This is a genomic window from Dietzia sp. NPDC055343 (assembly GCF_053645265.1).
Genome location: NZ_JBSHMJ010000013.1, coordinates 37019 through 60800 on the forward strand (window position 1 = coordinate 37019; position 23782 = coordinate 60800).

A 23782-nucleotide genomic window follows, 5' to 3' on the forward strand; every position below is an offset into this window, starting at 1 on the left:
ACCGCGGCCGACTCCCCGCCGGACATACCGCTCGGGAGGCTGGAGGGGCAGAATGGACTGTATGAGCACTCTTGACGGGCAGATTCCACGGCCGGGCGCCCTGCTCGACGGGCGATACCGGCTGGATGCCGTGATCGCCCGCGGCGGCATGTCGACCGTCCATCTGGCCACGGATGAGCGGCTCGACCGTCACGTGGCCGTCAAGCTACTCGACCCGACCCTCGCGGGCGATCGCGCGTTCGTCGACCGCTTCACCCTCGAGGCGCGGTCCGCCGCCCGGCTGTCCGACCCGGGCATCGTTCAGGTCTTCGACCAGGGCGTCGAGGGCGATACCGCGTTCCTCGTCATGGAGCTCGTGCCCGGCGGCACCCTGCGCGAACTGCTCGACGAGCGCGGTCCCATGCCGCCGTACGCCGCCGCAGCGGTGCTGCGCCCGCTGCTCGGAGCGCTCCGCGAGGCCCACGAGGCCGGCCTGGTCCACCGCGACATCAAGCCGGAGAACGTCCTGATCTCCACCAACGGCTCCGTCAAACTCGCCGACTTCGGGTTGGTCCGCGCGGTCGCCGAGTCGCGGGCCACCTCGAGCAGCGTGGTCATGGGCACCGCCGCCTACCTCTCGCCCGAACAGATCTCCGGTGCCGACACCGACGGCCGCTCCGACCTCTACTCCCTGGGCGTGCTGGCCTACGAGATGCTCACCGGTGAGCCGCCGTTCAGCGGGGACAACAACATCGCCGTGGCCTACCGGCGCCTCGACACGGACGTCCCCTCCCCCTCCGACCAGGCTGACAGCGTGGCGGAGGATCTCGACCACCTGATCCTGCGCGCCACCCGGCGCAGCCCCCAGGATCGGTACGCCGACGCCGGCGAGATGATCAGCGACCTCGACCGGGCCGCGCGCGAGGGCCGGTTCCCGGAATACGTGGTCCCGGCGCCGCGGCAGTCGTCGTGGTCGCGGGCCCGGGCCAACGCCGCGCGGTCGGCTCCCGGTAGCGAGTCCGAGTTCGACGCCGCGGACCGCGAGAGCGGCGAGGCCCTCCGGCGGGCCGGCGGGCCCGTTCCCACACGCGTGGAGACCAGGGCGGTCCCGGCGCCCGAGGGACAGCCTCACGGCGATCAGCCCAGGGACGGCCCGCCGCCCGTGGCACCCGCCCCCGGGCAACCCCAGCACTGGCACGGCGCGGGCGCGGGCCCCTACCCCCCGGGCGAACTCGAGGTCGCACCGGGGCGGGATGAGATCCGGCCCCGGCGGTCACGGGGACTGTTATGGCTCATCGTGGTGCTGGCCGCCGCCATCGGTGTCGCCGTGGCGGGGTGGTGGCTCGGGTCGGGACGCTTCGTCGAGGTCCCGTCCGTGCAGGGCATGTCCGTGGGGCAGGCCACGGAGGCGGTCACCGCGGTCGGGTTGACGGCGGCGACCCGCGACGCGTTCAGCAACGACATACCGCCGGACGCGCTCGTGGGCACCGACCCCGGTACCGGGGAACGCGTCGTGCGCGGCGACACCGTCGACCTGCTGGTGTCCGTGGGGCGACCGGTGGTGCCCGACGTGGGGGCCGATCGGACCGTCGAGGCGGTGTCGGCGATGTTGCGCGAGCATTCTCTGGAACCCATGGCCGGGCAGACCACCCATTCCAATTCGGTGCCGATCGGCCAGGTGGTGTCGCTGGAGCCGGGCTCGGGTACGACCGTCGACGTGGGGACCCGGGTCGAGATGCTCACGAGCGCCGGGCCGGCGCCGGTGACCGTGCCGGACGTGGTCGGGCTCGAGGAGGATCAGGCGCGGGCCGCTCTCGAGGGGGCGGGCCTCACCGTGTCGAACGTGAAGAGGATCTACGACGGTGAGGTGGACAGCGGCCTGGCCGTGGGCACCGACCCGGACGCCGGCGAGGACGTGGCACGAGGTGACGGCGTCACGCTGTTGGTGTCCAATGCCCTGACCGTCCCCGACATCCGGGACGTGCCCGTCGACGAGGCGGCCGAGGTTCTCACCGAGGCCGGCTTCACGGTCGTGCGCGAAGCGCCCGTCACCGATCGCCGGATCGGCGACGGCAGGGTCGTCCGCACCGACCCGCCCTCCGGCACTCGCCTCGATCCGGAGAACGCCGTCCTGAGGATCGTGCCCTCGAATGCCGTCACCGTGCCCGTCGTGCTGGGTTCCCGCGCCTCGGATGCGCGCCGCACGCTAGAGGACGCGGGGTTGCGTGTGTCGATCGATACCGGCACCTCGAGCGGGATCGTCTACGGGCAGAGCCCCCTCCCCGGCCGTGTCGTGGCCCGGGGAACCGAGATCGAGATCGACGCGCTGGGCTGAGACACAGCCCAGCGCCGGCGGTCGATCCCTCAGCTGCGGAGCATCTCCGCGACCAGGTAGGCCAGCTCCAGCGACTGCTGGGTGTTCAGTCTGGGATCGCACGCGGTCTCGTAGCGGCCCGCCAGGTCCAGGTCCGAGATGTCCTGGGCGCCGCCCAGACACTCGGTCACGTCCTCACCGGTCAGCTCGATGTGGATGCCGCCCGGGTGCGAACCGATCGCGTGATGGACCTCGAAGAACCCCTGGACCTCGTCGATGATGCGATCGAAGTGGCGGGTCTTGTAACCGTTCGACGTGGAGTGCGTGTTGCCGTGCATGGGGTCGCACTGCCAGATGACCTTGTGCCCGGTCGCCTCGACGGCCTTGACGATCGGCGGCAGCGCCTCGCGGACCTTGTCGTTGCCCATCCGGGAGACCAGCGTCAGGCGGCCCGGGCGGTTGTCCGGGTCGAGCTTCTCGACGTACTCGACGGCGAGCTCGGGGCTCGTGGTGGGACCGATCTTCAGCCCGATGGGGTTCTGGATCATCGACGCGAACGCCACATGCGCGTCGTCGATTCCACGGGTCCGCTCCCCGATCCACAGGAAGTGGGCCGACAGGTCGTACAGGCCCGGCTCGGCGTCTCCGGACAATCCGGTGCCGTCGTCGGCGAGACGCAGCATGGCGCGTTCGTAGTCCAGGACCAGAGCCTCGTGGGACGAGAAGATGTCCGCCGACCGGAGGTTCTCATCGGAGACGCCGCAGGCGTCCATGAAGCGCAGACCACGGTCGACCTCGGCCGCCAGCGCCTCATAGCGGGCGCCGGCCGGCGAGCCGGCGACGAACTCCATGTTCCACTCGTGGACACGGTGCAGGTCGGCGGTGCCTGACGCGGTCAGCGCCCGGACGAGGTTCATGGCCGCCGCCGCGTTGGCGTAGGCACGGACCAGACGCGAGGGATCGTGCTCCCGGGCGGCCTCGTCGGCCTCCAGCGCGTTGACCATGTCACCGCGGTAGGACAGCAGACCCGTACCGTCGCGGTCCGCGGAACGGGGCTTGGCGTACTGGCCGGCGATACGTCCGACCTTGACCACGGGCAGCGACGCGCCGTAGGTCAGGACGACAGACATCTGCAGCAGTGTGCGGATGACCCCCTTGATGTGGGGCTCGGTGTTGGCCTCGAAGGTCTCGGCGCAGTCGCCGCCCTGGAGCAGGAATGCCCGCCCGTGCGCCACCTCGGCCAGCCGGTCCGAGAGGTGCTCGACCTCGGAGGCGACACAGATCGGCGGGACGCTCTCGAGGACCTTGCGCATCGCCGCAGCGTGCTGGGGGTCCCACGACGGCTGCTGGAGCGCCGGCCGGGAGAGTGCGTCCGCCAACTTCCTGTCGAGCTCAGAAGAGAGCGGGGGCAGATCGGGAAGCTGTGCGATGTCGACGTCGACTGTCCAGTTGCTCACCTCGGCGAGAATACGCGACAGCGGCGACCGCCGGTCTCAGAGGCCCAGGTGGGGCGCTTTCGCGGCGATGGCGCGGAAGCGCATCAGGGCGTGCCGGGCGTCGGCCAGCGCGTCGTGCTCCCCGCCCGGATGAGAGGGCAGGTCCGGCTTGCCCGCCATCTCCCACAGCTGCCGGACGTCGCGGGTGAACCGCGGCATCGCCGCCGGGAGCGCCGTCATATCGCCCCACAGCTGGCACACCGCCACGTGGTCGTAGGCGCCGATCCAGGCCCACATCTCGACGCCACCGGTGGGCGGGGCGGTGACGAACTCGTACAGCTCGTCGCGGATCCGCGACCTGGACTTCCAGGCCGACGAGGACGGGTTGGGCAGCTTGGGCAGCACGTTGCGGCGCACCCACGGGCCCGCGGCACCGGCGTCGAACTCGGTCGACACGGCGTAGTACTCGCGCCCGTCCTCGGCGACGACACCCACCGACACCAGTTCGATGGTGGTGCCGTCCTCGATGAACTCGCAGTCGTAGAAGTAACGCACCGGGTCAGCTCTGCCCGTCGACCGGCTGGTCGAGCAGGTTGTGTCCGGAATCGCGGACGGCATCGAACTGCTTCTTCATGTCCGCGCCATAGACGCCACTGACATACTCCTGGCCGGTCAATGCCTGGATCCTGCGCATCAACTCGTCGGTGATCTCACGCTCGGCGGCGCGCTCCCCCTCACGACCGGCCCACGGGGTGATGTCGAGGGGCTCCCCGACCATGACCCGGACCTCGGCGCGACGGCCCGGCCGCAGCCTGCAGATCGCGCGGATGTAGTCGCCGGTCCCGGTGACACCGATCGGGATGACCGGAACCCCGGCTTTCATGGCGAGGCGAGCCGGGCCGGTCTTGCCGCGGTAGAGCCGCCCGTCCGGCGAGCGGGTCCCCTCCGGGTAGATGCACAGTATCTCGCCCTTGTTGAGCACCTCGAGTCCCGCGTTCAACGCGGCCTGCGCGGCGTCCGCGTTGGTGCGGTCGATCGGATGCTGCCCCGACCCGGCGAAGAACAGACGACTCAGCATGCCCTTGATGCCGGTCCCGGTGAAGTAGTCGCTCTTGGCCAGGAACGTCACCCGGCGCGGCATGAGCAGCGGCATGAACAGCCAGTCGCCGACGGACAGGTGGTTGCCGACCAGCAGCGCCGAACCCTCGCGCGGGAAATTCTCCTTCCCGGTGACGACATGCCGGCTGGTCAATCGGAGGAAGGGTCCGATGAGTACGAACTTGAACAGCCAGTACAGCAACCTGGTCACCGTTCCTCGTGTCGATTGATCGTGTTGATCGCGGATATTACCCGGCCCGGCCGACGAAGCCGGACGGTACGAGGTTCGGGGGCCACAGATCCGGATCGGGCTCGAAACGCACCACCACGCGGCCGGTCGCGTCGTCATATCCCGAGCCGATCAGCACACACCGCGACAACAGTGCCGGTAGCGGCAGGACCGCCCGGAACCCGTCGTGGTCCAGCGTGAGCATGTCGCCGTCGACCGCGGCCGGGCCGGACGGCATGGTCGGGGACGGATAGGCGACGACGTAGGACCCGTCGGTGTCGGCCTCGATCTGCGGACGCACCCCGCCCCGTGCCAGCTCCGCCATCGCCACGGTCCGCTCGGGCGCCCGCCCCGCCACTGTCACCTCGACGGGTCCGGCGAGGAAGCTCGCCACGTCGGCGGTGAGCTGCGCCAGGCGGTGGGCCTCCCGCACGCGCACGTCGGCGAGATCCCCGGCGGCCATGGACGCGAACCGCACGTGCGCCGGCCACCTGGATTCGACGAACGACGCCAGTTCGCCCGCGGACGCGAGCCGCCGGACCGCGGCGAGATCGCCGTCGAGTTCCACCACCACCACGTCCCAGTAGCCGGCCGCCGTCGCCCGACGGGCGTACTCCCACCCCAGCACCGCGGAGAGCGGGGAGTCGCCCCCGGCCGCCAGCGCCGCCAGCAGGTCGTCGTGGGGATCCGCGGCACCGGACGTGTAGGCCTCGAGCCGCGCCATGGGGTCGTCGACGCGCACCTCAACGGTGCCGCCCTCGGTGCTGTCGAGTCGCGAATCCACCGCGTCCGGGTGTCCGGTGAGCACTAGCGCCGTCCCCCCGGTCCGCGAGATGACGTCGGCGGTCCGCTCCGCGCGGTCGGTGGGGTCGCCACCCATGACGACGACAACACGCGTGTCCTTCACCCGGCCTCGACTCTCCGCTTGAGTTCACTCAGAGCGCCCACCAGGATCCGGCGTTCCGCGCGCGTGCGCAGACTACCGATGACCGGGACCGCCAGCTCGATCTCGAGCTCGTAGTCCACCCGCGTCCCGCCCTCCACCGGCTCGAGCCGGTAGCTACCGTGCTGCGACCTCTGCAGTGCCGAGCTCACGAGGCGCCACTCGAGAGCCCTGCCGTCCTCCGACCACGAATAGGCGAGCACGTACTCGTCGATGATGGCGCCCGCCTCGAGTTCGAAACGGACGCGGTCCGGGTGGCCGTCCGGCCCGATCGACTGCACCTCGGCCAGCTGGATGAACGTGGACCATTCGGGATACGCGGGGAAGTCGGAGATCACGGCCATGACGTCCTCGGGCGTCGCCGCGACCACCGTGGAGTCCCGGGTCGGCCAGACCTCGGGCACGCCGTTGTCATCGCTCATACGCTCTAGCTTCACACATCGGGCCCCGCGATGCGTCGTCACCGAGGTCTGACGGAGTTGCCCGGGCCCGGATCGATGCCGGGTGCCCGAGACGGCATGGACAGGCGGGGATAGTGTGAGGTGACAGACACACAGCGAACGTCTCCACCGGGAGGACCCTTGCGCGAATACGTCGCCGCACCCGCCAACTTCACCGTCGCCGAGGACTGGTCGTGCGTCCAGTCGGCATACGATCGCGCCGAGAAGACCCCGGACAACGTGGCATTCCAGCGGCCCGTGGGCGGCGAGTGGACCGACGTCACCAACCGGGAGTTCGCCGATACCGTCCGTGCCGTCGCCCGCGGCCTGGTGGTGCGAGGAATCCAGGCCGGTGACCGGGTCGCACTGCTCTGCTCGACCCGGTACGAGTGGAATGTCATCGATTTCGCGATCTGGGCGGTCGGGGCTGTCACCGTCCCCGTGTACGACTCCTCTAGTTCCGAGCAGATCCGCTGGATCATGGAGGATTCCGCAGCGCGACTGATCATCGTCGAGAAGGACGAGTACGCGGTCACCGCGCGAAATGGCGTCACCGGACTCGAGAGCACTCCCGAGGTGCTGGTGATCGACGGGAACACCCCGGTGATCGACATGCTCACGTCCGAGGGCGAATCGGTCGACGGGTCCGTGCTGGACGAACGACGCGCCTCGGTGCGGGCCGACTCCCCCGCGACGCTCATCTACACGTCCGGAACGACCGGCCGGCCCAAGGGCTGCATGCTCACCCACCGGAACTTCATGTCCGAGACCCTGGCCGTCCTCGAGACCCCGTTCCACCAGTACCTCCGCGACGACGCGACGACGGTCATGTTCCTCCCGCTGGCCCACGTGCTCGCCCGGGCCATCACCTACGCCGGCTTCCACGCCGGCGTGACCATCGCGCACTCGTCCGATATCGCCAACCTCGTCGACACGTTCGCGGAGATGCGTCCCCACTACATCCTCGCGGTGCCCCGGGTCTTCCAGAAGGTATTCAACAAGGCCCAGGCGACCGCCCAGGACGGCGGCGCGTTCAAGGCCTGGATGTTCGACAAGGCCACCGACACGGCCGTCGCGTACTCCCGAGCACGACAGGACGGCCGTGTGGGCCCGATCCTCCGGCTCCGCCATGCCGTGTTCTCGAGGCTGGTCTACGCCAAGCTCATCGCCGCGCTCGGTGGCCGCTGCGAGATCGCGATCTCGGGCGGTGCGGCGCTCGGCGAGCGCCTCACGCATTTCTTCGACGGCATCGGGGTCAACATCTTCGAGGGCTACGGCCTGACCGAGACGTGCGCGGCCATCACGGTGAACACGCCCGGACGCATGCGGATCGGCAGCGTCGGGCAGCCGCTACCGGGCTGCGCGGTGCGCATCGCCGCTGACGGCGAGGTGGAGGTCAGCGGTCCCGTCGTAGCCTCCGGGTACTGGCAGAACGAGAAGGCGACGGCCGAATCATTCGCCGGCGACTGGTTCCGTACCGGCGATCTCGGCACGCTCGACGAGAACGGATTCCTGACGATCACTGGCCGCAAGAAGGAGATCATCGTCACCGCCGGAGGCAAGAACGTCGCCCCCAACCAGCTCGAGGACGCGCTCCGAGCCGATCCGTTGATCTCCGAGGCGGTGTGCGTAGGCGACGGGCAGCCGTTCATCTCCGTGCTGCTCACGCTCGACCCCGAGGCGCTCGAGCGGTGGAAGCACCATCACGGCAACACCGGTTCGCTCTACGACCTGCTCAAGGACGCAGGCCTTATCGAGCACCTCGACCAGACCGTGGCGCGGGCCAACCGTTCGGTCTCGCACACCGAGTCGATCAAGAAGTACCACGTGCTGCCGGACCAGTTCACGGAGGAGACCGGTGAACTGACGGCCTCGCTCAAGGTCAAGCGGAACGTGGTGCACCAGAAGTACGCCCGGCAGATCGAGGCCCTCTACGCCTGATACGGCGCCCGCACGGAACGCGTGCTCCCGGGTCAGTCCCCCGAGAGCACGCGTTCCATGTCTCTGGCCAAGTCCTGCCAGCGCCAGCGATCCAGCGCCCAGTTGCGCCCCCGCATCCCCATCGCGGACGCCCGGGGCCTGTCCTCGAGGATCCCGGCCACCGAATCGACGATCTCGGCGACGGAGGTACCGTCCACGACCGACCCGGTACGGCCGTTCTGGACGGTTTCCGGCGCTCCCCCGCTCCGGCCGGCCACCACGGGCACGCCGCACGCGGAGGCCTCCAGATAGACGATCCCCAGGCCCTCCACGTCCAGCCCGCCACCGCGCGTGCGGCAGGGCATGGCGAAGACGTCCGCCATGCGGTGGTGGTCGACGATCTCCTCGGCGGGGATGCGACCGGTGAAGATCACGCGGTCGGTGACGCCGTGACGCCGCGCCAGGCCTTCGAGTGTTCGCCGGTACGGGCCTCCCCCGACTACGACGAGCACCGCCCCCGGCACCCGTCGGGCGATCTCCGGCAGGGCCCTGATCAGCATGTCCTGGCCTTTTCGCGGCACGAGACGGGACAAGCACACAATTACGTCACGATCGGCCACCCCATAGCGCTGACGGATCGCCTTCCGGGCCGACGGGCTCGGACGGAACCGGTCCGTGTCGACCCCTCCGGGCTGGTGCACCAACCTGGCCCTCGGCCCGAATGCGGACGCGAACCGGCGGCGGGTGTAGTCGCTGACGTAGGTCACGGCGTCCGTGGAGTCGCCGATCACCCGGAGTACCTGCCGAGAGCCGGGCAGCATCGACCATCCCACCTCGTGCCCGTGGGTGCTGGCCACGATGCGGTTCACCGGCCCGGCCCTCAGTACCGGGGCCATCGCGGCCAGTGGGGCGGCCGCGCCGAACCAGATGGTGCTGGCGCCGAAGTCCTCGGCCAGGCGGCGGGCCCGACCGGCCAGATCCGGCGTCGGCAGCAGCATCTCCGTCGGCACCCGCTCCACCAGATACGGCTTCGACTCGTCGTATCGGGTGGATTCGTCACCGCGGAAGGTCGACGCCAACACCGCGACGTCGTCAGGGTCGAGGTGTTCCAGATACGTCTCGAGGTACGACTGGATGCCCCCGGGCCTCGGCGGGTAGTCGTTGGTGATCAGCAGGGTCTTCGTCATCGACTCCGAGCCTGCCACACGGGAGGCCGGACACCCGCCCGACCTGCCGTTCTCTCAGTACCGGCGGATGCCGCTGATCGGCATCGCGTCGACCTTCTCGAGCTTGACGGGGACCCCGTAGGTCGGCGCGTGGAGAACCAGTCCGTCACCGGCGTACATTCCGACGTGCGTGGCGCCCGGGTAGTAGATCACCAGGTCACCCGGCTGCATGTCCGCCGGTGCGACCGGCGCCCCGGCTGCGGCCTGCGCCTGACTCGAGCGAGGCAGCGTCTTGCCCTCCCGGGCGTACGACCACACCATGAGCCCGGAACAGTCGAACTCCGACGGCCCGGTGGCGCCCCAGGAGTACGGAGACCCCAGCCGGGTCAGAGCGGTCCGGAGTGCAGCGGAGTTGATCCCGTCGACCGGAGGGGCGACGTAACCCTCCGGGACCATCGGCCCGCCGATCCACAGCGCGCGCTGGGAATCAGACAGGGCGTCGACCCGCCGCCGGACCTCGTCCATCCGGGCCCGCATCTCATCCGAGCGCCGGTCGAGCTCTTCCATCCTCTTCCGCGTGTCCTCTGCGACGGCCCTCGCCGCATCAGCAGCCCCCGTCGCCTCCTCCCGGAGCCTCGCGGCATCGACAGAGGCGGCCCTGGACGCGTCCAGGGCCGTGGTGGTGGCGCCGGAGAGACGGCTGAGCGCATCGAGTCGGTGGACCAGGTCCCGCGGGCTCTCGGCGAGAACGGCAGCACGGGTCGCGCCGGTGTCGCCGCCGCGATATCTCATCGCCGCCAGGTGGTCGACGAGTGACTGGTCCCGGCGAGCGGTCCCGTCCGCGGCCGCCGCGGCCGCCGCCGCGACACCCGCCGCACGTTCCAGGCGGTCCCGATCGGCGACCGAGCGCTCCAGTTCCGCGCGGGCCAGGTGGAGTTCCTCGCCCAGCGCTCCGGCCTCTTCCGACAAGCGCGACAGCTCCGCGAGGTCCTCCCCGGCGTCCGCGAGGCCTCGGCTCCCTCCTGCCATCGGAGAATCGTCGGTCTCGGCCTCGCCGGCCAGTTGATCGTCCCCACCCCCCGGCTCGTCGGAGGGAACGGCATCAGCAGGAACCCGCGGGGCGGGAAGCGCCGGCTGCGCGGACGCGACAGCCCCGAAGGTGAGCGAAAGTGCCACGGTCGCCGCGCCGACGGCCGCGATGAGACTGCGAGTCATCTGATGTGGGTCGAACTCTCGAATCGGTGGGATGCCGGATCCGTCCGCGATCACGGACGTCAAGGGTGGCATCGGGTGTCCGGAAACGAATGTTACAGACGACAAGACCCCGCTGGTCCTGGTTCCTCACCAGGATCAGCGGGGTCTGCGAAGTGCGGGGGACCCGATCAGTAGTAGCGGGTCGCGCCGTAGAACGGCATGGAGTCCAGCGGGGCGTAGCTGACCGAGGTGCCGGAGTACGGTGCGTGAACGACCTGGCCGTTACCGGCGTAGATGCCCACGTGGCTGGCGCCACTGTAGAAGGCGACGATGTCACCCGGCTGCAGATCGGCCTTGGAGACCTGGGTGCCGCCACCGACCTGGGCCTGGCTGGTGCGCGGAATGGAGATCCCGGCCTGCTGGTACGCCCACGAGGTCAGGCCCGAGCAGTCGAAGGAATCCGGCCCGGTCGCGCCCCAGACGTAGGGGGAACCGACGCGGGTCGAGGCCGCGTCGAGGATCTTCTGGCCGGTGCTGACCTGCGGCGCGGGAGCTGCGAACTCCTCCACGGGCGCGGCGGCCTGCTGAAGACCGGCGGGGAGGGCGATCCCCTCGGGCAGATCAACGGTGACCTGAGAAGGCACACCCGGCAGACGAAGCTCGACGGGAACGTCGACTGTCACGGGTGCGGCGGCGGCGGTACCGGATCCGGCGACGGCCGCTCCGGCGGCGAGCAGTCCGGCTGCGGCCACACGACGGCCGGTCGAACTGGTCTTGATGCTGTGGGCTCCCACGAGAGTCTTTCCTCTTTCTTCCTGCGACACCGACCGGGTTAGCTGACGGGTTCGGACACGGAAGTCTGTCCTACACTCTCGGACCTTCGAGGCCCTCGGGCGATTCACCCCAGTAGTTCTTGGTTCCCCGGCGCACCGTGACGGTGCTTAGGTGTTGACCTCGGCCCCCCACCGGTGGGCGGGTGATGACTTCCGAGGTCTCGAAAAGGTTACGAAAACGTCTCGCCGAAGTCCAGCCCATCGCCTATGCGGCGGGAAATGCAGCCAGGATCTCGACGGAAGAGACCATTCCGACATCCCGCAGCACCTCGATCGCAGACCGGACATCAGGGGCGAGAACATACCCGCAGGACTCCGCAGAAAGGGCGTCTACCTGGGGGCTTTCCGACCACAGGAACTCCACGATACATCCGGAGCAACCGCGATCCGCCGCAGGGCATCGTCCACAGTCCAATGAAAACATGATCTATCTCACACTCCGTCCCGGGCGCGTTGCCCGTCCGTTACCGACCCGCGATCCGCGTGTCGTGATGACCGACAGGCCGGACCATAGACAGCAGGTACGACATCCCCTCGACGAGCGGCCGGGGCGCCAGCAGTGTCGGACCGGAACGCTACGGTCTGCGGCATGTCCCGACCGATCTCTCCACCGACGGCATCGGCGCCGTCGACCACCTCGCCGGGGGTGCAGACGTCGTTCGATGAGCTCGAACCACTGCTGTCGGAGATCACCTTCGTCGTCGTCGACCTGGAGACGACGGGCACGCGAGCCGGTACCGATGAGATCACCGAGGTCGGCGCGGTACGGGTACGCGGCGGCGAAGTACAGGCGGAGCTGTCCACCTTCGTCGCGATCGACAGCCCCCTCCCCACGCATATCAGCCGACTCACCGGGATCCTGCCCGGCGATCTCGTCGACGCGCCACGGCTCGGCGAGGTCATGGCGACGTTCCTCGAGTTTTCCCGGGGAGCTGTCCTGGTGGCACACAACGCCAGGTTCGATCTCGGGTTCCTTCGCGCAGCGGCATCCGCCACAGGAAACGAGTGGCCCGAGCCCTTGTCTCTGTGCACCCTCACGCTCGCCCGCCGCATCCTGCACAGCGGGGAGACGCGGGGGCACCGGTTGGGGACACTCGCAGCGCACCTCGGATCGGCCGTCGAGCCGAACCACCGCGCCCTTCAGGACGCCAGGGCGACCGTGGACGTCCTCCACGCGCTCATCTCCAGGGTGGGCGACTGCGGGGTCTCCACGCTGTCGGAGCTCCGTTCCTACGACGGGCGATTGTCCCCCGAGGTCCGTCGTCGGGCCTCGCTCACCGACTCACTGCCCACCGGCTCCGGCGCCTACGTCTTCCGCGACGGTGAGGGCGTCCCCCTCTACGTGGGCTCGTCCGTCGATGTCCGGCGGCGAGCGCGTTCCTACTTCTCCGGCGGTGACACCCGGGGGCGGATGCGAACGATGGTCGGACTCGCGGAATCCGTCGAGGCTGTGGAGTGCTCCCACCTGCTCGAGGCATGGAGCGTCGAAGAGCAGTTGATCGACTCGCTCCAACCGCCCTTCAACCGCCGGTCCCGCGCTCCCCGGCGCGGCTGGTGGCTCGCCCCACCACGCGGGCGGGGCACGAAGGGACGGGTGAGCCGAATCCCGGAGGACCATCTGGCGTTGGGGCCGTTCCGGCGAGCCGAGGACGCGCGATCAGCATGGGAAGACCTCGTCATGGGCTTCGGGGCCGAACCGACACCGCAGAACTGGATCGCACTGGTGACCGGAGAGGATTCCGGGCCCCTGCGGACGTTGACGGCGAGAGTGGACGACATCGCCGCGGAAGGCGGCTTCGAACGCGCGGCCCGGCTACGGGACCGGACCGCCATGCTCATCCGTGTCCTCACCCGGCTCCAGGAACTCGCTGCCACCGCGGGCCTGACCGAGCTGGTCCTGGCCCAGAGAGCGGGCCGCGGGAGGTGGGAGGTGGCGGTGATCCGTCACGGCCGTCTCGCGGGCTCGGGAGCGGTACCCACCGGCGCCTCGCCGATGCCGGTCATCGACGCGCTACGCACGGCGGCGACGTCAGTGCGGCCCGGGCCCGGGCCGCTGGGTGGTGCGACCCTGGACCAGGTGCGGAATGTCCACCGATGGATAGATTCCGCACCCACACGCATCGTGTCCGTCGCCGGCTCGTGGCAACTCCCCGTGAACGGCGCGCACACCGTGAGCGACTGGGCCTCGCGCGCCGAACGCGCGGCGTCGGAACACGCGGAGACGAACGGCGGGCGTTAGCACACCCGAGGGACGGGCCAGCCGCGGGTCCCCCACCCAGGAGAGCGGCGTCAGCGAACCCTACTGACCCGGGCCCACGTGTCGAGTAGCCGAGCCGCCGAGCCGTCGTCGATCGCCGCCGCCGCCCGATCCACTGCAGAACGCATGGCGCTCACCAGGTCCGCGTCCCTGTCCAGCCCGTCGAAGGCCACCAGGGCTGCCGCGGAGTTCAGGAGCACGGCATCACGGACCGGGCCTCTCACGCCCGCGAGCAGATCGCGGGCAACACCCGCATTGTGCTCGCCGTCGCCGCCCCGCAACTCCTCGATCGAGCAGGTCTGCATGCCGAAATCCCCGGGCTGGATTGAATCCTCGTCGACATGCCCGCCCGCGACACGCAACACGCGTGTCGCCCCGGTCATGGTGATCTCGTCGAGCCCGTCGGATCCGCGGACGACCAGGGCCGACTTTTCCCGACGCGCGAACACCTCGGCCATAACCGGCATGAGATTCTCGAACGCGCACCCGATGAGATTCGCGATCGGGGACGCCGGGTTCGTGAGCGGCCCGAGGATGTTGAACACCGTCGGTATGCCGATCTCCTTGCGCGGCGCGGCCGCGAAGCGCAGGGCGGGATGGAAGACGGGGGCGAAGCAGAAGGCGATCCCCACCTCATCCAGGCACCGGGCGACCTCGTCGGGCCCCAGGTCGATCGCCACCCCCAGCGCCTCCAGCACGTCGGCCCCGCCGCTCTTCGACGACGCGGCCCGGTTGCCGTGCTTGACCACCGGTACCCCGCAGGCGCTCACCACGAGCGACGACATGGTGGAGATGTTGACCGTCCCCTGACGGTCCCCGCCGGTGCCCACGATGTCGACACACGGGCGGGAGGTGGGTACCCGGCGGGAGTAATCGAGCATCGTCGCGGACAGCGCGTCGAGTTCCGGGCCCGTCACGCCCTTCATCTTGAGCGCGACCCCGAATGCCCCGATCTGCGCGTCGGAGGCGACGCCCTCCATGATCCGGGCCATCGCCCAGCCGGCGGCGGCAGGATCGAGGTCCTCACCGCTGGTCAGGGTGCCGAGCACCGCGGACCACGAGTGCCCCCCGTCGAACGTCGCCGAACTGCCCACGTGTACCGACCTCCTCCGAATACCGGATCGCACGACGCCTTCGACAACGCCGACCATTCGCCGTCAATCGTGCCACCGCACAGCCCGACGGGGCCGACCGCCCACCCTGGATGAGACCGGAACGCAGGTTCCGGAGGCACGCCTGAGAGTGCCCTGATAGCCCCTGCAAGGGGGACGATTTCCGGGGTGCTTCCAGTAAGTTTCGAAAACGACCTGCGGAAACACTGAGCGGACACGCCGATTTCGGGGGTCCATGCAGACTCCACCCACCTCAGGGGTCATACTTGGCCACGTGACGAGCGCAGTAGATAACTCAGGATCGGCCATGGCCCAGCGTGTTCATTCGCTGAATCGGCCGAACATGGTCAGTGTGGGCACCATCATCTGGCTGTCCCAGGAGCTGATGTTCTTCGCGGGCCTGTTCGCGATGTACTTCGTCTCCAAGGCGAACTCGGGAGGTGACTGGCCCTCCTATCCGGTGCACCTCAACGTGCCCTTCGCCGTGACGATCACCGTCATCCTCGTGGCGTCGTCGTTCACCTGTCAGATGGGTGTCTTCGCGGCAGAGCAGGGCGACGTCTTCGGCCTACGCCGGTGGTACGTGATCTCGGCGGCCATGGGGACGGTCTTCCTGCTGGGCCAGTCCTACGAATACCTGTACCTGTACCTCGAGGGCGTCACCATCTCCTCGAGTGTCTACGGGTCGGTCTTCTTCATCACCACCGGATTCCACGGACTCCACGTGGCGGCCGGCGTGGTCGCCTTCGTCGTACTCGTGATGCGTACGACGATGTCGCGCTTCACCCCGGCGCAGGCCACCGCGGCGATCGTCGTGTCGTACTACTGGCACTTCGTCGACGTCGTCTGGATCGGCCTCTTCGTCACCATCTACTTCATTCAGTAGTCAGCTGGCCGCAGGACGCTGTGTCCAGCAGGTCCCAACACCAAAGGGAACTCACAATGAACTCACCTCACCCATCCGCTGCGGACTCGCCGGCGCCTGAACCGGCGCCGGCCACCACGCGGACTGCTTCCACCAAGCGGCGCCGCAAGGCGACCGGCGCGCTCGTCATCGCCGCCGGTCTGCTCGGCGCGGGAGCCATCGCGACCGCCGTGGTCCCGGAGCCGCAGGTGGCCACCGCGCAGCAGGATCAGGCCGCGCTCATCGCCGAGGGTAAGTCGATCTACGACGTCGCCTGCATCACCTGCCACGGGCAGAACCTGCAGGGCGTGGAGGACCGTGGCCCCTCGCTCGTAGGCGTCGGCGCGGGTTCGGTCTACTTCCAGGTGCACTCCGGTCGCATGCCGGCAGCGGACAACGAGGCCCAGGCCGAGCGCAAGAAGCCGCGCTACAGCGAGCACCAGATCGTCGCCCTGGCCGCCTACGTCGACCAGTACGGCGGCGGACCGGGCATCATCACCAACCCCGACGGCACCATCGCCCAGGAGAGCCTGCGCGGCGTCTCCGGGGAGAGCCGCGCCGAGGAGCTGGCCCGCGGTGGCGAGCTGTTCCGCCTGAACTGCGCGTCCTGCCACAACTTCACCGGTCGCGGTGGTGCCCTGTCCGCGGGCAAGTACGCCCCGATTCTCGATCCTGCCAACGAGCAGGAGATCTACCAGGCCATGCTCACCGGCCCGCAGAACATGCCCAAGTTCTCGGATCGCCAGCTGACGCCGGACGAGAAGCAGGACATCATCGCCTACATCAAGAACGCTGACTCCAAGGTCTCCCCCGGCGGCTATGGCCTGGGTGGCCTCGGCCCCGTCACCGAAGGTGTGGCCATGTGGCTTGTCGGCATCGTCGCCCTCATCGGTGCGACCCTGTGGATCGGATCCCGTTCATGAGTGAGACCCCCAAGAACCCGTCCCCCGCGGACCTGGACCGGATGAGCGATGAGGAGCTCGTCCGGCTCGGTACCGAGCTCGACGAGGTCGACGTCAAGTTCCGCGAGGCCCGCTGGCCCGAGGGTGTCGAGACCCGCGCCGAGAAGCGCGCCGCACGGACCGTCACTATCTGGTTCGCCCTGTCCGCCCTCTTCGGCCTGGCCTTCGCCGCCGTGTACATTTTCTGGCCCTGGGAGCACAAGGGTGAAGGAGAGGCCGGCCACGCGCTGTACATGGCGTACACGCCGCTTCTCGGCCTCACGATCGGTCTGTCGATCCTGTTCCTGGGCTTCGGCGCGGTGCAGTTCACCAAGAAGTTCGTTCCCGAGGAGATCTCGGTCCAGACGCGCCACGACGGCCCGTCGTCCGATGTCGACCGGCGGACGATCGTCGCCGAGCTCAATGACTCGTGGAAGTCCTCCACCCTGGGTCGCCGCAAGGTCATGGGCGGGTTCCTCGGTGCGAGCGTCGGTCTCATCGGCCTCTCCGCGATCCTGCCGCTCGGCGGCATGATCAAGAACCCGTGGAAGCGCGGCCCGATGACTGTCGCCGGCGACGGCACGCTCCACACCACGGGCTGGACGCTCGCCTCGGACACCCGTCCCGACGGTCTGCCTCCGGAGAAGGTCTACCTCGGTCGTGACACCGCCAAGGTCTTCCCGGACGGCCACCCGCCCGCCGGACAGGGCCGGCTCGAGCGGATCCACATCGACGATCTCTCGACCGGAGCCCTCGAGTCCGTGTTCCCGCTCCCCGCGAGCGCGATCGGCAACTTCACCGAGGACATGCACTCGATCCACGGCACCCGCAACGCGGTCATGCTGATCCGCTTCCGCCCGGAGGACGCCGCTCGCGTGATCAAGCGCAAGGGCCAGGAGAACTTCAACTACGGCGACCTGTACGCCTTCTCGAAGATCTGTACCCACCTCGGGTGCCCCACCTCGCTGTACGAGCAGCAGACCCACCGTTTTCTCTGCCCGTGTCACCAGTCGCAGTTCGATGCGCTCGAGTACGCCAAGCCGGTCTTCGGCCCCGCCGCGCGTGCGCTTCCGCAGCTGCCCATCGCCGTGGACAACGAGGGCTACCTCGTCGCCAACGGTGACTTCATCGAGCCGGTCGGACCTGCCTTCTGGGAGCGTCGTTCATGAGCAACAACACCAAACTCGCCACAGTCGGAGACAATCTCGACTCGCGGTACACCATGGCCCAGGGCATGCGCCGGCAGATCAACAAGGTCTTCCCGACGCACTGGTCCTTCCTCCTGGGCGAGATCGCCCTGTACAGCTTCATCATCCTGCTGATCTCGGGTGTCTATCTCACCCTGTTCTTCGATCCGTCCATGTCGAAGGTGATCTACCAGGGTGCCTACGCGCCGCTGAACGGCATCGAGATGTCCCGGGCGTACGAGACCGCACTGAACATCTCGTTCGAGGTGCGCGGCGGTCTCTTCGTGCGGCAGATCCACCACTGGGCGGCGCTGCTGTTCGTCGCCTCGATGGTCGTCCACATGATCCGAATCTTCTTCACCGGGGCGTTCCGCCGCCCGCGTGAGGCCAACTGGATCATCGGTTGTGTGCTGCTGCTCCTGGGCATCGTCGAGGGCTTCCTCGGCTACGGTCTGCCGGACGAGCTCCTCTCCGGCACCGGCCTCCGGATCACCTCCGCCATCATCGTCGGCCTGCCGGTGATCGGCACCTGGATGCACTGGATGATCTTCGGCGGGGACTTCCCCGGCGAGCTCATGATCCCGCGCTTCTATGTCCTGCACGTGTTGATCATCCCGGCCATCATCCTGGCCCTGATCGCCGCGCACCTCGCGCTGGTCTGGTACCAGAAGCACACGCAGTTCCCCGGGCCGGGTCGCACCGAGAACAACGTCGTCGGCGTGCGTATCCTCCCGGTCTTCGCGGTGAAGTCGATCGCGTTCGGTGCGATCACGCTCGGTGTGATCATGCTCTTCTCGGGCTTGTTCACCATCAACGCGATATGGAACCTCGGGCCATACAATCCGGCGCACATCTCGGCGGGCTCCCAACCTGACTGGTACATGCTCTGGACAGAGGGCGGTGCACGTGTGATGCCGGCCTGGGAGCTCTACCTCGGCCCGTACACGGTCACCGCCACCACCTGGGTGGCCGTGATGCTCGGCGCCATGGTCGCCCTGATGTTCGTCTACCCGTGGATCGAGTCCAAGTTCTCGGGCGACACGGCTCACCACAACCTGCTGCAGCGTCCGCGCGACGTCCCGGTCCGCACCGCCGCCGGCATGATGGCCATCACGTTTTACGTGATCCTCGTGCTGATGGGCGCGAACGACCTCATCGCGTACCACTTCAACATCTCGTTGAACGCCACCACGTGGGCCGGTCGTATCGGGCTGATCCTGCTGCCGCCCTTGGTGTACTTCGCCACCTACCGTCTGTGCCTGGGTCTGCAGCGTGCGGACCGTGAGGTGCTCGAGCACGGCATCGAGACCGGCATCATCATGCGGATGCCGCAGGGTGAGTTCATCGAGGTCCACCAGCCGCTCGGCGAGGTCGACGAGCACGGGCACGCGATCCCGCTCGAGTACGCGGGTGCCAAGGTGCCCTCCAAGATGAACCAGCTGGGAGTCGCCGGGCGTCCCCCGTTCGGTGGCCTGTCCGCCGACCCGGCCGACGAGGCCGAGCTGCTCGAGGGTTCGTCGCATGACAAGCACGAGCGTGAGTACCGGATGCTCAACACGCTGCAGGAGGAGAACCGTGCCCGTCGCAATGACGAGCACTGATCCCCTGTAGTACCCGACCGCGGGCCGGATCTCCACACGGAGATCCGGCCCGCGGTCTTTGAGCAACCGATCCCCGCGCACAGGAGAACAATGACGTCGCACGAGCGAGACCGCGCCCGGGTCGGGGCCGAGGCCGGGGCCGGGGCCGGGGCCGGGGCCGGGGCCGGGATCATCCTCACCGACGAAATCCGCCATGCCCTCCAGCTCCTCCACGGCGGCCACGACCTCTTCCTCACCGGCAAGGCCGGGACCGGAAAGTCGACGCTCATCCGGCACTTCCTCGCCGAAACCGACCACCCCACCCTGGTCGCGGCACCCACCGGTATCGCCGCACTCAACGTCGGCGGCTATACGATCCATCGGCTCTTCGGCTTCCATCCGAGCCACACCGTGGAACACGTCCGCGGTCCCGCGTACCGGCCCGGCCGCTTCGCCACAGCCCTGTCCCGCGTGCGCACGCTCGTCCTCGACGAGGCGTCCATGATCCGCGCTGACGTGTTCGACATGATCTCCGTGGCCCTCGAACGGTTCGGCCCCGATCCGACACTGCCGTTCGGCGGCGTCCAGGTGGTCCTGGTGGGAGACCTCTTCCAACTCCCGCCCGTGGTCCCGGACAACGAGAAGTCGACCTTCACGACCGTCTACGAGACCCCGTACTTCTTCTCCGCCGCGCACTTCAGCCGCGACCACTTCCCCACCGTCGACCTCACCCACGTCTTCCGACAGTCCGGGGACCCCACACTCGCCACCATCCTCAACTCGATACGTGAGGGAAGCCTCGTCGGCCACGCCCGGGCGAGGTTGAATGCGCGCACGGACCCGGACTTCGAACCTCCGGATGACGAGTTCTGGCTGACGTTGACCACCACCAACCGGATGGCCACGGCGCGCAACCGCCGACGACTGGAGCGCCTACCGGGTGCCGAGCTGGCGATGGAGGCCACCAGCACCGGCGATATGTCCGACTTCGAACCCCCGACGGCCAGGACGCTCAGCTTCAAGATCGGCGCACAGATCATGATGTTGACCAACGACCCGGCCGACCGGTGGGTCAACGGTTCGATCGGCCGCGTTCTCGACGTGACGTTCGGTCGACGTGGTGATCGGGACGAGCGCGGTCCCGTCGTCGTCGTCCGGTTCACCGGCGGGGACGTCGCCGAGGTCGCGCTGCACACCTGGGACGTCACCCGCCCCGTCGCCTCCGGCGCCGCCATGCGACACGAGGTGGTCGGCACCTACACCCAGTACCCGTTCGCGCTCGCGTGGGCGATCACCATCCACAAGAGTCAGGGGCAGACGCTCGACAAACTGGTCGTGGACCTCAGCGGGGGTACCTTCGCCGCCGGCCAGCTCTACGTGGCCCTGAGCCGGTGCCGCACGCTCGACGGTCTGGTCCTCACCCGTCCGGTGCAGGCGCGGGACCTCAAGACCGACCGGCGGATCACCCGCTTCCTGCGCTCCCCCGACACCGACGCCCCGCCGCGCCGATACTGCGCGATCGCCACCCTCACCGTCGGCGACGAAAGTCCCTGGGCGCGCCCACGGCCGGTCGAGCTGGCGGTCGCGTTCCCGGACGGCACCGCGGTCACCACCCTCCTCAACCCGCAGCGGGATATGGCCCGGGCACGCACGGAGTACGGCATCACCGTCTCGGACGTATTGCTCGCACCCACGCTCCTCGAGGCGTGGACGGTGCTCGCCCCGCTGCTCGACGGCCACACGCCCGTCGCGGTGGGCGCCGACCGGACGCTCGGCGAGGTGGAGTTCGAGCTCCGGCGGCTCGGCAGCGCGTCCCCGACGCCCCTGGGGGTCGACGTGCCCCCGCACCTGCTGACGCCGGCCGAGCAGACTCGGACACGTGCGGCGTCGGCCCTCACCCGCGCGCGGGCGACGCTCGCGGCACATGGCCGTCTGTGGCCTGACGACGGCACCTCCGGGACGTTCGACGCCGATCTCGTGGAAGAGACGGAGCTCGGGTACCTGCTCAGCCGCGATGTCGGGATCACCACGCCGACCTCGGAGGTGCTCCCCCAACTGTCGGCGATGTTGACGGTCAGCGCCGACGTGGGCGCGTCCCTGTTGGACCTGTCAGGACGAGGATGGGCGGCAGGCGGTGCGGGGGCCGGCGGGCCCCGCACCGAAAGCGTGCGCGGGGGCGACCACGATGAGGACGACGACGACAACCACGGCGCTGTGGGCCTCACGGCCGGAGACCGCGAGCTCCGTAAAGGCGCCCGGACTCTGGTGGCAGAGCAGATTCGCCACGCGGCGGAGCGGGTGACCGTCACCGCCGAACTGTGGTCACGACTGCAGACCGTTGCCGGGGTGCTCGGCGCCGACGTGACGAGCGGGCTGAGCGCGGCGGCGGAGGCCGAGGCGGAGTCGGTGCTCAGCCCGGGGACGCGGGTGTGCTTCACCGGCAGCGCGCTCGACCACGACGGCGTTCTCCTCTCTCGCGAGGAGATGGAGAGTTTGGCGACCCGGGGAGGTCTCGAGCCGGTCGCGAACGTCACCAGGGCCCGCTGCGACGTCCTGGTCGTGGCGGAGCCCGGGACCCAGTCGACGAAGGCCCGCAATGCACAGAAATGGGAGAAACCCATCCTGTCGGCAGCGGAGTTCCTGACCTGGGCCCGCGGGCCGGGGTCGGCTAGAGCGTGACGGGGAGCGGCTCACCCACCATGTCCGCGACCGCGCGGAACGCCATCGCCATGCCCGACCCGAGCGGCACGCCGGGCCCGGGGTAGGCCTCGCCGGAGACGGACGCGGAGGAGTTACCGGCCGCGTACAGGCCCGCGATGGGCTGACCCTCGGTGTCGAGGACCGCGCCGTTGACGTCGATCACCGCGCCGCCCTTCGTTCCCAGGTCGCCCAGCACCAGCCGGACCGCGTGCAGGCGGTCGCCGCCCACCGGGCGCAGGCACTCCTGCGCGGTCGAGGCGCCCACGAAGAAGCGACCATAGGGGTCCTCGCCACGGCGGAAGTCCGCGTCCTCCCCCCGCTCGGCGAACTCGTTGAAGCGGTCGACGCTCGCGCGCAGGGCTGCAGGATCAAGACCCGTGGCCCGGGCGAGCTCCTCCACGCTCCCGGCGGTGTGCCAGAGACCGGCCGCGCGAAGATCGTCCGCGCCCGGTGCCGGGATACAGATCGCCGGGAAGCCTCCGGCTTCCGCGTCGTCGAAGACGAACCAGAAGTCGTCGCCGGCCCCGTCTGCCATCCGGGCGCGCATCTGACGTCCCATCTGGTCGTACGGCAGCAGTTCGTTGGCGAACCGACGACCGGTGCCGTCGACGATGAGTCCGGAACGGAATCCCAGGGTGAAGGCCGCGTGCCCGTTGGGGAACAGGGTCGCCGGGCACCACCACGACTGGTCGAGCAGGTCGAGCCGTGCGCCGACAGCCTCGAACATGCGGACCGCGTCCCCGGATCCGGTGTCGGGGTGCGACGAGGACCAGTCCGCGGTGGGCATCTGCTGCAGCCGCTCACGGAGCTCGGCGGATCGCTCGAAGCCGCCGGCCGCGACGAGCACCCCGCGCCGGGCTCCCAGCGCCCGACGCTCTCCGTTCTCGTCCACCGCCACCCCGATCACGCGTCCGTCGGCGTCGCGGATCAGTTCGCGGGCGGCGCTCGAGAGCCGCAACTCGGCGTTGTCCATCGCATCCATTGCCAGCACGAGGCGGGCCACCCACGCACGGCCGCCCTCGAGACGGGTGGTGTCCTCGTCGGCGGCGAACTGGTCCACGGGCACCGCCGATCGGACATCCGAGACCCTGGCCCCGACCTCGACCCCCTTGATCGGCTTCGGGTAGATGCTCCGGCCCGCCTCCTGGCGGCCCGGGGCGTCGAAGTAGTCCGGGAACGCCTGGAACCGCATCGGGATCCCGAGCTCGTCCTGCAGGAACTCCACGACCGCCGGGCCGGTGCTCAGGAAGGCGTCCTGCACCTGCTGATCCGTGCGATCGCCCACCACGGCCCTGAAGTACGTCCGCCCACGCTCGACGGAGTCCTCGAGTCCGTCGCGGGCCAGGACCGGATTGCCGGGAAGCCACACGGCCCCGCCCGAGTACGCCGACGTCCCACCGAACCGGTCGGTCTTCTCGACGAGGCACGTGGACAATCCGCGGGAGGCCGCGGCCGCGGCGCCGAACAACGCCGCCACACCCGACCCCACGACCACCACGTCGTATTCCGCGTCGAATGTTCCGTCCTGAACTGTCACGGTATGTTCCTT

Annotated in this window: 18 protein-coding genes and 1 riboswitch; of the genes, 8 read left to right on the plus strand and 10 right to left on the minus strand. The window is 69.2% G+C overall.

Features of this window, described 5'->3' with window-relative positions; translation table 11 throughout:
- Window positions 1-61 precede the first annotated feature (61 nt).
- Window positions 62-2314, plus strand: a complete 2253-nt coding sequence (gene pknB / locus ACWIE7_RS08300) for a Stk1 family PASTA domain-containing Ser/Thr kinase (protein WP_452099472.1) — start codon at window positions 62-64, stop codon at window positions 2312-2314.
- 29 nt (window positions 2315-2343) lie between these two features.
- On the opposite strand, the gene ACWIE7_RS08305 is transcribed toward pknB, so the two are convergent.
- The 5 genes from ACWIE7_RS08305 to ACWIE7_RS08325 are packed head-to-tail and all read right to left on the minus strand — an operon-like array spanning window position 2344 to window position 6421.
- Window positions 2344-3750, minus strand: a complete 1407-nt coding sequence (locus ACWIE7_RS08305; protein WP_230929464.1) for a class II 3-deoxy-7-phosphoheptulonate synthase — start codon at window positions 3748-3750, stop codon at window positions 2344-2346.
- A gap of 36 nt (window positions 3751-3786) precedes the next feature.
- The gene (locus ACWIE7_RS08310) at window positions 3787-4284 is read right to left on the minus strand and encodes a polyadenylate-specific 3'-exoribonuclease AS (RefSeq protein WP_454069019.1); all 498 of its coding nucleotides are present in this window, start codon (window positions 4282-4284) and stop codon (window positions 3787-3789) included.
- Window positions 4285-4288: 4 nt separating this feature from the next.
- On the minus strand, window positions 4289-5038 hold the full coding sequence (locus tag ACWIE7_RS08315; protein ID WP_452099470.1) for a lysophospholipid acyltransferase family protein: 750 nt from the start codon (window positions 5036-5038) through the stop codon (window positions 4289-4291).
- A 37-nt stretch (window positions 5039-5075) separates the two neighbouring features.
- Window positions 5076-5963: a hypothetical protein gene (locus ACWIE7_RS08320; RefSeq protein ID WP_454069020.1), complete on the minus strand. Its 888-nt coding sequence runs from the start codon at window positions 5961-5963 to the stop codon at window positions 5076-5078.
- On the minus strand, window positions 5960-6421 hold the full coding sequence (locus ACWIE7_RS08325; protein WP_230929468.1) for an SRPBCC family protein: 462 nt from the start codon (window positions 6419-6421) through the stop codon (window positions 5960-5962). The genes ACWIE7_RS08320 and ACWIE7_RS08325 overlap by 4 nt, the downstream gene beginning before the upstream one ends.
- Before the next feature lie 159 nt (window positions 6422-6580).
- Here ACWIE7_RS08325 and ACWIE7_RS08330 point away from each other — a divergent pair, with 159 nt between their 5' ends.
- Entirely contained in the window at window positions 6581-8380 is a 1800-nt protein-coding gene (locus ACWIE7_RS08330; RefSeq protein ID WP_454057083.1) for an AMP-dependent synthetase/ligase, read from the plus strand.
- 32 nt (window positions 8381-8412) lie between these two features.
- On the opposite strand, the gene ACWIE7_RS08335 is transcribed toward ACWIE7_RS08330, so the two are convergent.
- From ACWIE7_RS08335 to ACWIE7_RS08345, 3 genes are all read right to left on the minus strand, one after another.
- Window positions 8413-9546 carry a glycosyltransferase family 4 protein gene (locus ACWIE7_RS08335; protein WP_454057084.1) on the minus strand — a complete coding sequence of 378 codons (1134 nt, stop codon included), beginning with the start codon at window positions 9544-9546 and terminating at the stop codon, window positions 8413-8415.
- A 54-nt stretch (window positions 9547-9600) separates the two neighbouring features.
- Entirely contained in the window at window positions 9601-10740 is a 1140-nt protein-coding gene (locus tag ACWIE7_RS08340) for an NlpC/P60 family protein (RefSeq protein ID WP_454069021.1), read from the minus strand.
- A 167-nt stretch (window positions 10741-10907) separates the two neighbouring features.
- A complete protein-coding gene (locus ACWIE7_RS08345) occupies window positions 10908-11513 on the minus strand; it encodes a C40 family peptidase (protein ID WP_452099465.1) in 606 nt (201 codons plus the stop codon).
- A gap of 12 nt (window positions 11514-11525) precedes the next feature.
- Window positions 11526-11677, minus strand: a riboswitch (cyclic di-AMP (ydaO/yuaA leader).
- A 464-nt stretch (window positions 11678-12141) separates the two neighbouring features.
- Here ACWIE7_RS08345 and ACWIE7_RS08350 point away from each other — a divergent pair.
- Entirely contained in the window at window positions 12142-13791 is a 1650-nt protein-coding gene (locus tag ACWIE7_RS08350) for a DEDD exonuclease domain-containing protein (protein ID WP_452099464.1), read from the plus strand.
- Window positions 13792-13841: 50 nt separating this feature from the next.
- On the opposite strand, the gene trpD is transcribed toward ACWIE7_RS08350, so the two are convergent.
- On the minus strand, window positions 13842-14903 hold the full coding sequence (trpD, locus tag ACWIE7_RS08355; protein ID WP_454069022.1) for an anthranilate phosphoribosyltransferase: 1062 nt from the start codon (window positions 14901-14903) through the stop codon (window positions 13842-13844).
- A gap of 292 nt (window positions 14904-15195) precedes the next feature.
- On the opposite strand from trpD, the gene ctaE reads away from it, so the two are divergent.
- The 5 genes from ctaE to ACWIE7_RS08380 all read left to right on the plus strand — a co-directional run bounded on the left by ctaE (window position 15196) and on the right by ACWIE7_RS08380 (window position 22212).
- Window positions 15196-15807: an aa3-type cytochrome oxidase subunit III gene (ctaE, locus tag ACWIE7_RS08360; RefSeq protein WP_454069023.1), complete on the plus strand. Its 612-nt coding sequence runs from the start codon at window positions 15196-15198 to the stop codon at window positions 15805-15807.
- A 56-nt stretch (window positions 15808-15863) separates the two neighbouring features.
- A complete protein-coding gene (gene qcrC / locus ACWIE7_RS08365; RefSeq protein ID WP_230929476.1) occupies window positions 15864-16748 on the plus strand; it encodes a cytochrome bc1 complex diheme cytochrome c subunit in 885 nt (294 codons plus the stop codon).
- A complete protein-coding gene (qcrA, locus tag ACWIE7_RS08370) occupies window positions 16745-17935 on the plus strand; it encodes a cytochrome bc1 complex Rieske iron-sulfur subunit (RefSeq protein ID WP_230929477.1) in 1191 nt (396 codons plus the stop codon). The genes qcrC and qcrA overlap by 4 nt, the downstream gene beginning before the upstream one ends.
- A complete protein-coding gene (gene qcrB / locus ACWIE7_RS08375) occupies window positions 17932-19554 on the plus strand; it encodes a cytochrome bc1 complex cytochrome b subunit (RefSeq protein ID WP_452099461.1) in 1623 nt (540 codons plus the stop codon). The genes qcrA and qcrB overlap by 4 nt, the downstream gene beginning before the upstream one ends.
- 90 nt (window positions 19555-19644) lie before the next feature.
- Window positions 19645-22212: an AAA family ATPase gene (locus ACWIE7_RS08380; RefSeq protein WP_454069024.1), complete on the plus strand. Its 2568-nt coding sequence runs from the start codon at window positions 19645-19647 to the stop codon at window positions 22210-22212.
- Here ACWIE7_RS08380 and ACWIE7_RS08385 read toward each other — a convergent pair.
- On the minus strand, window positions 22202-23770 hold the full coding sequence (locus tag ACWIE7_RS08385; protein WP_454069025.1) for an FAD-dependent oxidoreductase: 1569 nt from the start codon (window positions 23768-23770) through the stop codon (window positions 22202-22204). The two genes, ACWIE7_RS08380 and ACWIE7_RS08385, sit on opposite strands and share 11 nt — an antisense overlap.
- Window positions 23771-23782 lie beyond the last annotated feature (12 nt).